Origin of the sequence: Moraxella equi (genome assembly GCF_002027555.1) — a bacterium.
Lineage (GTDB): Bacteria > Pseudomonadota > Gammaproteobacteria > Pseudomonadales > Moraxellaceae > Moraxella > Moraxella equi.
Window position 1 is genome coordinate 1 of the sequence record NZ_MXAP01000157.1, and the last position, 10949, is coordinate 10949.

A 10949-nucleotide genomic window follows, 5' to 3' on the forward strand; every position below is an offset into this window, starting at 1 on the left:
TGTGGACATGATTTGCATTTGTGATTTATCTGTTTTATGCTCTCTAAATCATCAAAATGCAGAATGCCAAGTCTTATCAAACTTATATTAACTATGACCCAAATATTCGCTTTGCTTTAAATAAATATCACATCTAACGAATTTGAAATTTGTCATAAGCCAGGCTTTGTCGCAACTGTGTTGATAAATAGCCAATATTGATGATTGTGGGTTATTTTTAAAATCTTTTGCATTTCTTTTTGATAAATTTCATAATCACCATTTAAAATAACAGTATGGATAATGTTGTCATCTAAATCTTTATGTAGTGGTGAGCAAGCCATTTCAGTTGTTGGTAGGCTACCTTGAATTTTTATGCCCGTCTTGGTGAGTACAAATTCACCATTCATGCTGTTGCAATTATTGGGCATGTACATCCAATGATTGTCTAATTCTACACTTTTTTCAAAAATCAATATAAAATCATCTTTTTTAACAATCGGCAAATTTAGGTTGTTAAAATTTATATCACTTACTACAATCAATCGCCACTGATTGGATATATTTTCATAAGTTAACGCTAATTTTTGCCAATCATTAGATTTTAGGGAGCTTAATAGTTCATCATTGGTTGGTAATGCTGGCGGTGGTTTGTTGTTGTCTTTGCTGATATTGGTGATATTGACATCATGTTCAATCGTGTTTTTTGAATTTTGATTGTGGTTGGTGCAGGCAGAAAGTAACATTATGAATAAAAGAATAGAAATTTTTATGTTTATCATGCTGTGTGCTTGTTAAGTTTGATGCTTTATTGTCACACATCATATTGATGATTTCAAATGGAGAATTGGATAAAAGGGCGGACATCTTGGTTAATTTGGTGAACACCCCTTCACGCCACTTGACAAACACGCCCAATCATGGTTATAATATCACACCAATTTGTAACAAAATATTTCATCCATGATTTTTCTAATCTCTGCCATTTGTGCCAGTGTCTTGGTGTCTATTTTTCTAAAAGTGGCACGCCGTCAAGATATTGATATTGCCCAAGCCATTTTGGTGAATTATATCACCGCTATTATTTTATGTATTTTCTTATTAAAGCCCAGTTTAAATGTCAGCGAAATTATGGCAAATGGGGCATTTATCGTCATCGCCTTGGGCGTGCTGTTGCCGAGCGTATTTATCATCATGGCAAAGGCGGTGCAACTCGTTGGCATTGCCAAATCGGACGTGGCACAGCGTTTGGCGTTATTTTTGCCGATATTGGCGTCATTTACCATATTTGGAGAAAGTTTAACACTTGCCAAAGGTGTGGGCATTATTTTGGCGTTTTCATCACTCATTGCCCTAACTTATAAACCCAACCCAAAAGCCAATTTAAAAAACAGCCTAAAAACCAATCATGCCAAAACAGATAATTCATTAAATATCAAAAACACCGCTTTAATATTAGGCGGAGTATGGGCAGGCTATGGCGTGATTGATATTTTATTTAAACAAATGGCAAAATTAGGTAATGCCTTTGCCAATACCTTACTTGTGAGCTTTATATTGGCATTTGTCTTGTTATTTATTTATCTAATAATCAATAAAACCAAATGGCAAGGTAAAAGTTTGATTAGTGGGATTTTGCTTGGGGTATTAAACTTTTTTAATATTTTATTTTATATCAAAGCTCATCAAGCCTATAAAGATGACCCAACCTTGGTATTTGCTGGCATGAATATCGGCGTGATATGTTTGGGAGCGGTTGTGGGGTTATTTATTTTTAAAGAAAAAATCTCCAAAATTAACGGTATGGGGATTGTCTTGGGCGTGTGTGCGGTGTGGTGTTTGTTTTATTTGACTTGATTTGAAATAATTTTAAATAATAGACTTCTTTTCAAACCCCGATTTTTATAGATTCTTAAAAACTTCAAACCCAGTGTTTATAAGGGTTTATTTTTAGTTTGGAAAGAGATTTAATAAAAATCATCAGGTGCGTGTTATGCACCTTTCTATGTAATGTGGATAAATTTTAACCAAAAATATGACATAACAATACTTCATATTACCGATAAATTTACCACAAACTTTTGCCCAATTTGCCAAAATCCATTATAATAGGCAACTATTTGCCCGAAGAATTTAGATTATGAGTCAACTAAATCCCCGCCAACAAGAAGCCCTAGCCCATGTTTCAGGCCCTTTGCTCGTTCTGGCAGGGGCAGGGTCGGGCAAAACGTCTGTGATTACCCAAAAAATCGCTCATCTTGTCCAAAACTGCAACACGCCTGCCGAGCGTATCACGGCAATGACCTTTACCAATAAGGCGGCAAGGGAGATGAAAGAGCGTGTCAAAAAACTCTTGCCAAGCGAGAAAACTCGTGGGCTGACGGTGTCCACGTTTCACCAGTTTGGTTTGCAGTTTTTGCGGTATGAACTCATTAACACGCCCCTAAAAGGCAATTTTAGTATCATGGATGCCGATGACAGCAAACGCCTGCTTGCCGAGCTGATGGTGCGTGATAACCTATCAGGGGCGGAGCGTGCGGACATGGTGGGTAAGGCGATTAAGATGATTAGTGACTGGAAAAATGACTTAGTCGCCCCCGAAGATGCTGAGCGGACACTGACCAACCCCGAAGATGTGATTTTCGCTCATCTGTATGGGCTGTATGAGCGGAATTTGCGAGCATATAATGCGGTGGATTTTGATGATTTGATTGTCCTACCTGCCCGTATTTTAAAAGAAAATGAGCGAGTGCGGGAAAAATGGCAAAACCGCATTCGCTACCTGCTCGTGGACGAGTACCAAGACACCAATACCGCTCAGTATGAGCTTATCAAGCTACTGGTAGGCATTCGGGCAAGGTTCACGGTGGTGGGCGATGATGACCAATCTATCTATGCGTGGCGTGGGGCAAAGCCTGAGAACATGGCGTTGTTAAAGCAGGATTTCCCCGCTCTGCATGTTGTCAAGCTAGAACAAAACTACCGCTCTACCAATCGCATATTGGCGTCTGCCAATGCCGTGATTACCAATAATGAGCATATTTTTGAAAAATCGCTGTGGTCGGATAAAGGGCATGGCGAGCTGATTCGGGTGCTAAGCTCGCCCGATGATGGGGTGGAAGCAGAGCGTGTGGCAAAAGAGATAGTGACGCACCGCCTAAGACATAACAACTCATGGGAGCAGTATGCCGTGCTGTATCGCTCCAACTTTCAGGCTCGGGTGCTAGAAGCCGAACTGCGTTCACTACAAGTGCCGTATAAGCTCTCGGGCGGTACGTCATTTTTTGCTCGCACGGAGATTAAGGACGTCATGAGTTATTTGCGGATTATCCTAAATCCTGATGATGACGCGGCATTTTTGCGGATCATCAACACGCCCAAACGTGGCATGGGTTCGGCAACCTTAGAAAAGCTCGGACTGGTCGCCCAAGAACATGGCTTATCGCTACTGTCTGCCTGCTCTCATGCGGGGCTAAAATCGGCAGTGGGGGCAAAGGCAGGGGCGACGCTTGCCAGTTTTGGAGAGTTTATTGAGCATTATACCCGTGAGCTTTATGATAATCCCGACCCCATGCCACTGGTGCGTCAGATGATTATGGAGACGGGGTATCTTGACTACATCAAAGAAGACAGCAAAACACCCCAACAAGAAAAAAACCGCCTTGACAACATCGAATCCTTGTACTCGTCCATTCATGCACTCATAGACCGTGCCGAAGATGATGATGAAAAAAGCATTGAAGCGGTGATTCGCAAGCTTGTGCTACTAGACATGCTAGAACAACAGCAAGAAGAAGAAAATACCAACAAAGTTAATCTCATGACCCTGCACGCCGCTAAGGGGCTTGAATTTGATTTTGTGTATATCATTGGGGTCGAAGAAGACATCTTGCCACACCGTAATTCTATTGTCTCGGAGACGGTCGAAGAAGAACGTCGTCTCATGTATGTGGGTATCACACGAGCAAGGCATGAGCTGACCTTGATGTATGCCCAAAAACGCAGGGCGGGCAAAGAGTATCGCCAGACCACGCCGTCACGCTTTTTGGATGAGTTGCCAAGCGACCACATTGATTATCCTGCCAAACGCCAAAAATCTGCCGACCCGAACAAGGTTGCCACAGACTATTTGGCGAACATTCAGGCAATGCTTGCCGCCAAACGTAAAGGCTAATCGTTTATCACTAATCCATTTATAAAAATCTGAGTATATTATGTATCCATTTTTACGCCTAACCCAAAACATCATCAGCAGTGCAACCGCTTATCGCAAAAGCAAAAAGTCAGGCATGGTGGCAGGTCTGACTGACACGACCGAGTATCGCTTTACCGCCAATGTGAATGACATTGATAACTTCTTTGAGATGAACAATGGGCGGATTTTGACGTTGTTTGACCTAGGGCGAAATGACTTTGCCATTCGTACAGGTCTGGGCAAAAAACTCGTACAAAATCGGTGGGGTTTGGTGGTGGCAGGCAGTACCATTCAGTATCGCAAACGTGTGCGACTCTTTGATAAAGTGCTGATGAAAACTCGGGTATGTGCCATTGATGATAAGTGGTTTTATATGGAGCAGACGATGTGGGTGGATGGCAAATGCACTTGTCATGCACTGCTTCGTACGGCGGTAACCAACTTTATGACGGGCAAACCCATACCGACCGCACAGGTGTTATCATCGCTTGGCTATGACGGGGTGAGCCTACCGCCTGATGAATGGGTGCAAGCGTGGATAGAGGCGGACAAACAGCGACCGTTTCCGCATTAAATATCAGCAAACCTTTTAAAAGGCTTTATAGAACATATACACCCAAGAAACTTTAAAATTACTACAAATACAATGATGTGTGGACGTAGGGGCGTGCTGAGCACGCCTTGTATAGTAATATCATCAAAGGGTGTGCAGAGCCAACCCCTACAAACCCGTGGTAAATATCAAGTTGGTTGGGTGTAATACACAAAAGAGGATAGAGTATATCCCCTTTTTATATAGGTTAAAATCACCAAACACACTCATTTATCGCTGGGTTTGCCGTTATTATCCATGTCTTCATCAAGATAATCTTCATCGCTGTAATCTTCATAAAGCTCATCGCTGTAATCGCCATAATCATCGCCATAGCCATAATCATTACTGGCACCGCCTAAGGCATAACGAGAGTAATGCTCCATAAACGGTGGCTTCTCGCCTGTCTCCTTGAATCTGGCTCGCAGAGCATCTTGGTAGGTAAAGAGATTGACGCTGTTGTCGGCATTGGGCGTTTGACTGGCAGATGGCAGGCGAGCGAACTCATTTACGTGTTTGGCGTTTTGAAAGATTTGGGTAAAGACATCCACAAACAGCGGTTCACTGCTCGTCACGCCTGCTTTATCCATGTATCTGGCTCCGACCGTGTCATCGGTAAGATAGTGACGCTGATGCACCCAAGCGATTTTGCCATGTGAGACACCATAATGCGTGGCGGGGGCATATTTAGAAATAGGGCGGTCTTCTTGGGGTGTGCCATCGGTGCTATGTAGCTCGCCATAGTAGCTCTCGATTTGCCGTTGCAGATACAAAAATAGCCCACGCATGAGTAGCTCGCTATTGACCACAAAGTCATCACGGCTATCATCAGCGGTGTCCGTCCCTGCTTCTATCTCTGTCTGGGCGGTGTCGCTGTCGGCATTTATCACATGAATCACGCTCTCACCGTCAATAATCTCACGCTCATAAAAATCGGGCATCTGCTGAGTGAGTGTTGGATATTTGGCGGTCATCTCTTGGTAGAGTGTGTCGGCAAAGACATAGTTGCTGTACGCTTTGGCAGACTCTTTGACGTTATTTTTGATGATGGTGGGCGTGTTTTGGATAAGGGTTAGTTTATCGGCAGGCAGGTTATTGGCGATAAACGGCAACTGGCTAAGCTCATCCGCCCCTGCCATGACAAAACCGTCTTGGGGCAGTGCCATAAAGCTCTCTTTTTTGGCGTTTAGGTAGGCTTTGATTAAATCACGGGTAAAGCTCTCGGGCAGACTGCCGTCATTGATGGGGATGTACAGCCATTTGCCTTGCCAGCTGTCGCCCAGTTTGGCGTCAAGCAGTTCGCTGTTTAGTAGAGCAAAGTTATCCGCCCACAGATAAATGCCCCCTGCTTTTAGGTCGATGTATAGGGGCTGATTGATGGACATGTGCAGGTTTTTGGCGGTGTAGTCTAGCATGGGCAAGGCGGTAAACTTGCCTTGTAGGGGTTGATAACTGCCGACCACACGCACGCTAGATGGGGTGATGAGATACTCGTGCAGTAGCTCGGCTTTTTTGGCGTCTAGGGGCGTGGCAGGACGGGCGGATGGCTCATTGGTCTGACCATCTAGGTGAGTGCTGATGGCGTGGATGAATGCCTGTTCTTGCTCATCGGGGGTCAGCTGTCTGCTTTGTTCATAAAAATTTTCAAAATCAAAAGGCTGATAGGCGGATGCTTGTTCTTGTTCATCACGGCATGCCAAAAAGTCGTCTTTGATTTTGGTGCGATGGGCTTGGTATTTGTCATCGCTGATGGGCAGGTTGTCCGTCTTAGCAGTTTGAAGCAGGCGGACATAAGCATGGTCATGCACCGCTTCGCAGTCGTCAGCTGGCGTGCTGTCAGTGACGTCTTTTAGGGCGTGACGGCGGATGTCGTTAGAGACATAGGCATTTGTCTCGTAGCTAAATGATGAGCGAAGTTGTGATTTGACCGCTTTGGCTAGAACTTCTTTGGCGTGATGGTCGGTATTAGCGGTGGCGGACTGTGGGGCTTGCGTGGTGGCACAGGCGGTCATCAGACAGCTGACAACAGCCAAACTTAGTGTGCGATAAGGTAGTGTTTTCATGGTTTTCCTTAATGAGTATATTAATCGGGATAAGTCCCAATCTTGGCTGATGATAAGGTATTGATTTGTAAAGTTTAAAATGACAAAAATAAATTTACCAGTATTGCAATGCTGGTTTTTAGCAATTTTGTCAATTTTACCGATTTTATCAGTTCTATCAATCAAGTTAATTTAATGTAATTTAATCAAATCAAGCCAAGAATGGGGCAAGCCTTGTAAATGGTTATCTTGCTTCTTCTGCCGCCATTGCTGCCGCCGTTGCCACTTCGGCTGCTGCACAGGCTGTATCGCATTCGTAGTCATCTGATGGGCTAAGCTCATAATCATAACCATAGCGTGCCATGAATGCTTCATATTGCTGTTCGTTTTCTTTTTTGGCTTGCTTGATGAGTGCCACGCCGTCCACGGCGGTCGTTTTGGCAAAGGTGTCTTTAAATTGGCGTGCCAAAGCGTGTTTGTCAAACAGCCCCTTGTCATAGCGGACTTGGTTTAGGCTTTGGGTGGTCATGCCACTGATGTGCTCGTCCAGACTGCTTAGGGTTTGGGTGGCGATGATGTTGCCTTGGCGGTCAAGATAGACATAGCTGGTCGTGTTCAAGGCAAAAGGTAGTATGCCTTCAACCGCCCCGAACAGTCCGCCCGCGTCATCCGTGCGATAACTGCTGTTTAGCATGGTAAAGTTGTCAATGATGGATTTGATGGTGTTTGGCGTGCTGATGGGGTTGCCGTCAGCGTCGGTGTGGTCGCTGACTTTGTCGGCATAATACTCGGGGTGCTTGTCCACATAAGCATGCAAATCACGCCCGACGTGCTTGGCGATGATGGCGTAGGCTTTACCCATTTCTTTGGCACCAAACTCAACCTTGATGGCACGACTTGCCCCAACTTCTTTGGCAAAGGCGTCTTGACTGATGTCCATGGGCGTAAACTTCTCGCCATTTAGTCCATCCATGCCTGCGATGATACTATCAGAGATTGCCGTATAAATTATGTCAGTAGGTATCTGTTTTTGTAATTCATCAGGCAGGGCAAAGGACATCAGACCGTCTGGCACGTCTTTGGGCAGGGGAGCGTGCTTGGGACTGATGAGTGCGACCAGTGGCAAGACGGCTGAGACATCGGCGGTCAGCTCGCCTTTGGCGTGGTCGGCACGCACAGGCAGTTGCATGGAATAAGTGGCGGTGGGGCTGTCATAGTCAATCGACCACAAATGCTGACTGCGTTTGGCACTCGGTTCATGGTGGGAGAGACCTTGGATGCTTAGGTGCTGATACTGATATAGGTTTTGGGCGGTGACCTGTTCGGGGGTTCGGTTCATTTTAAATATCCCCCCAAGCAAGGACGACAGCCCATAATCACGGCTTTGTACGTCTGTTTTGCCCTGCTCACGCTTTTGTTCTTTCATCTCACGATAGGCACGAAGTGAGCCGAACACGCTTGAGTAGGGGTCATGGCTTTCATAATAATCATCGTCATCTATGGCAGACTCTGCTAACGACTCATGGCACGATATATATTCTTCATGAACTGCATTAAACTCATTGGCATGCTTGATGTGGTCTTTGCCTGACTGAACCAAAGCCTGATTTTGAGCGGTGGCATGAGTGGCACACTCTTTTGCACTTGCTTGTTGTTGCAACTCTTGCTGGGTTGTTTGGTTGGAGATGTAATGATAAGGATGAAGTAACTGTGTTCCGCCAGTAACAGCATGAGTGCAAGAATCTACAGAAGTTACTAATGAAAATAACTCATCGCCATGATTTGTAATATCATCGGTTGTCTTGATGTGCTTGGCGGTATTTATGGCACTCTGTTTAAAGGTGGTGGCACAGGCTTGTAGTTGGTGAATGTCTTGTTTTTGGTAGCCTTGGGCGGTGGCAAGCAAGGCATTGGCGTTGGTTTGAAAAGAGCGATCAAAGTCATTGATGTGCTTTTTAAAAGCTTGTTGGTCAAAACGCCCATTATCTTTGACAAAACCATCCATGCCTACGAAAGTAGAGAGAATTGCATGGCTTTCTAGCTCATGTGCCAACATGTTAATCTCATCTGACACCGTTTGATACTCTTCGCTCATGCCGACCGCACGGGTCACGGTATCAGAGGTGAGTCCATTTTGTTCATCATCATAGCGTAGATAAGGCAAGTCGCCAAGCTCGCCATCCTCCCCCAAATAGTCGCTGATGGTCATATAAGGCTCGCTTGCGTCATCATCAGTCTTGTGAGTCTTCTCCTTATAATCCATGACCTTGATAAAGGTGGTAAAGGCACTGTCCGAGTCTTTGTCAATCTCGCTGACTGCTAGGGGCTGGACGGCATAATGATAAGTGGACACCGCATAACGCTCGGCATTCATGTGCCGGCGTAGTGCTGTGACTAGGTCGTGCTGTGCCAGTTTGGATGGTGACAGGCTTTTGTCGATGTGCGTGATGTTATGGGCAGGCGTGGGTGTGGTGCTGTGTGTGCTGGGGGTAGACTGGCAGGCACAGAGTAGCACACCTGCCATGGCTAGGCTTAGTGCTTTGGGGGATGGCTTAGGCATTTGGGGTATTTTGGGCATGATGTGTCCTTGGGTGGGTTATTGATACTTTTAATCTGGATAGGGCGTGTTGAACATTTATAACACAATTTAAAATATAGAAATGTTTTAGAAATAAAACAATGTTTTTGCATGAAAAATGGCTATCCGACCACTTAATTTTTAAAATTAAGTTAAAATCTTAAGATTTATCAGATTAAGTGGTCGGATGTTTTTCATAATAAAAGCTTGTTTGATAGAACGACTATCAAACTTCACTTTTTCCTTGAAAAACGTGCGATTTTCCTCATTTTTCATTGCAAATATAAAAGTTCAACACGCCTTAAGCAGATTAGATTATACACAAATTTTATCATTTTTAAATTGGTTTTTGCTTTTTCCATGTTTTTTTCATAAAAAATTCATGGATTTGGGTTGGGTGCATTAACCAACTGCAAAACACCACCCCAAACAACCCACATAAAACGCCCCCAAACCTAAATTTGAGGGCGTAAGATAAAACACAAGTAAAGTCAAACTTAAATAATTGTCGTACCACCCTCTGTGGTGAGGGTCTTAAATTCCTCCATTAGTGCCAAAGACACATCGAGTGCTTTGTTAAAGCCGTCAATGTCTGTATGGGTGGCAGTTTTACTTGACTTGAACAGACCAAGTAGCTCTGTGGCACTAATGCTACCGCCGTCAGCAAAGCTGATATTGATGTCAGCATTATCGCCTCCTGTAAAGAAGTCTTTGATGGTCAGCTTATCAGTGCTTCCAGATACTTTTAGAATAAGGTCATTATTCATCTTGGTAAGACCCCTGCCAACTTGGTTAAAGCTTATGCCATCAAAGTAGATGTTGTCATAGCCACCGCCTGTATTAACGATGGTGTCTTTGCCAAAACCTTTGGTAAAGTAGTATAGGTCATTGCCACTGCCACCGATAAGGCTGTCATTGCCACTGCCACCGATGAGAATGTCATGTCCTGCTTTGCCATCTAAGGTGTCTGCCCCTGCTAAGCCCTGTAATTGGTCATTGCCATCGGCACCAGTTAGTTTGTCGGCTTTATTGGTGCCAATAAAGCTGTTTTGTGGGCTGACCGTTGACGTGGTGGGTGTTGTGGTGTCGTTTGTTGTTGGGGCAGGTGTATCGGCTGGTACGGTTTTACCAAACAACTCATAGATTTGCTTGTAATCAATCTGACCGCCTGTCTCAAACTTGATGGTTTCAATGATAGTGCTTTGGTCTGCAAAGAAATTTTTTAGGGTAATTTGGTTGGCGGTACTGCCATTCACCCGTAAAATAAGGTCATTGCCTGATTGCATTAGCCCTGAACCCACTTGGTTAAAGGTAATGCCACTACCAAAGACAAGGGTGTCTTTTCCTCCTGTGTCAGTAAGCGTGTCCTTACCACCTGTATAGACAAAGGTGGTGTCCTTGCCATCGCCTTTTAGGGTGTCGTTGCCTTTGGTGTCTTTGACAAGATTGCCTGTTTGTGGCATGGTGGGCGTGGTTGGGTTTGTTGGTTTGGGGGTGGTTGTGGTATCCGTTGATGGTGTATTCACAACGCTTAGATTAACGAACGTCCCTGCACTGTGATTA

General features: G+C 44.5%; 7 protein-coding genes. 3 read left to right on the top strand and 4 right to left on the bottom strand.

Annotated features, from left to right (window positions below):
• Nucleotides 1–152: 152 nt before the first annotated feature.
• Nucleotides 153–761 (bottom strand): META domain-containing protein, encoded by a 609-nt coding sequence (locus tag B5J93_RS12465; RefSeq protein ID WP_079326669.1) that lies wholly within the window; start codon nucleotides 759–761, stop codon nucleotides 153–155.
• Nucleotides 762–942: 181 nt separating this feature from the next.
• Between B5J93_RS12465 and B5J93_RS12470 the strand changes: the two genes are divergently transcribed.
• From B5J93_RS12470 to B5J93_RS12480, 3 genes are all read left to right on the top strand, one after another.
• Nucleotides 943–1836: a hypothetical protein gene (locus B5J93_RS12470; RefSeq protein ID WP_079326670.1), complete on the top strand. Its 894-nt coding sequence runs from the start codon at nucleotides 943–945 to the stop codon at nucleotides 1834–1836.
• Between the two features lie 283 nt (nucleotides 1837–2119).
• Complete coding sequence (locus B5J93_RS12475; RefSeq protein ID WP_079326671.1) at nucleotides 2120–4153, top strand: UvrD-helicase domain-containing protein; 2034 nt, start codon at nucleotides 2120–2122, stop codon at nucleotides 4151–4153.
• A gap of 40 nt (nucleotides 4154–4193) precedes the next feature.
• On the top strand, nucleotides 4194–4748 hold the full coding sequence (locus tag B5J93_RS12480; RefSeq protein WP_079326672.1) for an acyl-CoA thioesterase: 555 nt from the start codon (nucleotides 4194–4196) through the stop codon (nucleotides 4746–4748).
• 245 nt (nucleotides 4749–4993) lie between these two features.
• Here B5J93_RS12480 and B5J93_RS12485 read toward each other — a convergent pair whose 3' ends face one another.
• From B5J93_RS12485 to B5J93_RS12495, 3 genes are all read right to left on the bottom strand, one after another.
• Nucleotides 4994–6829, bottom strand: a complete 1836-nt coding sequence (locus B5J93_RS12485) for a hypothetical protein (protein ID WP_079326673.1) — start codon at nucleotides 6827–6829, stop codon at nucleotides 4994–4996.
• 223 nt (nucleotides 6830–7052) lie between these two features.
• Nucleotides 7053–9386, bottom strand: coding sequence for a hypothetical protein (locus tag B5J93_RS12490; RefSeq protein WP_079326674.1), 2334 nt, complete (start codon nucleotides 9384–9386; stop codon nucleotides 7053–7055).
• Between the two features lie 497 nt (nucleotides 9387–9883).
• A partial coding sequence (locus tag B5J93_RS12495; protein ID WP_276526531.1) for a calcium-binding protein occupies nucleotides 9884–10949 on the bottom strand: 1066 nt, incomplete at its 5' end.

What these genes read in the sequence shown, in the direction of transcription:
- B5J93_RS12465 (WP_079326669.1), bottom strand. Translation starts at nt 761, where the DNA reads ATGATAAACATAAAAATTTCTATTCTTTTATTCATAATGTTACTTTCT.
- B5J93_RS12470 (WP_079326670.1), top strand. Translation starts at nt 943, where the DNA reads ATGATTTTTCTAATCTCTGCCATTTGTGCCAGTGTCTTGGTGTCTATT.
- B5J93_RS12475 (WP_079326671.1), top strand. Translation starts at nt 2,120, where the DNA reads ATGAGTCAACTAAATCCCCGCCAACAAGAAGCCCTAGCCCATGTTTCA.
- B5J93_RS12480 (WP_079326672.1), top strand. Translation starts at nt 4,194, where the DNA reads ATGTATCCATTTTTACGCCTAACCCAAAACATCATCAGCAGTGCAACC.
- B5J93_RS12485 (WP_079326673.1), bottom strand. Translation starts at nt 6,829, where the DNA reads ATGAAAACACTACCTTATCGCACACTAAGTTTGGCTGTTGTCAGCTGT.
- B5J93_RS12490 (WP_079326674.1), bottom strand. Translation starts at nt 9,386, where the DNA reads ATGCCCAAAATACCCCAAATGCCTAAGCCATCCCCCAAAGCACTAAGC.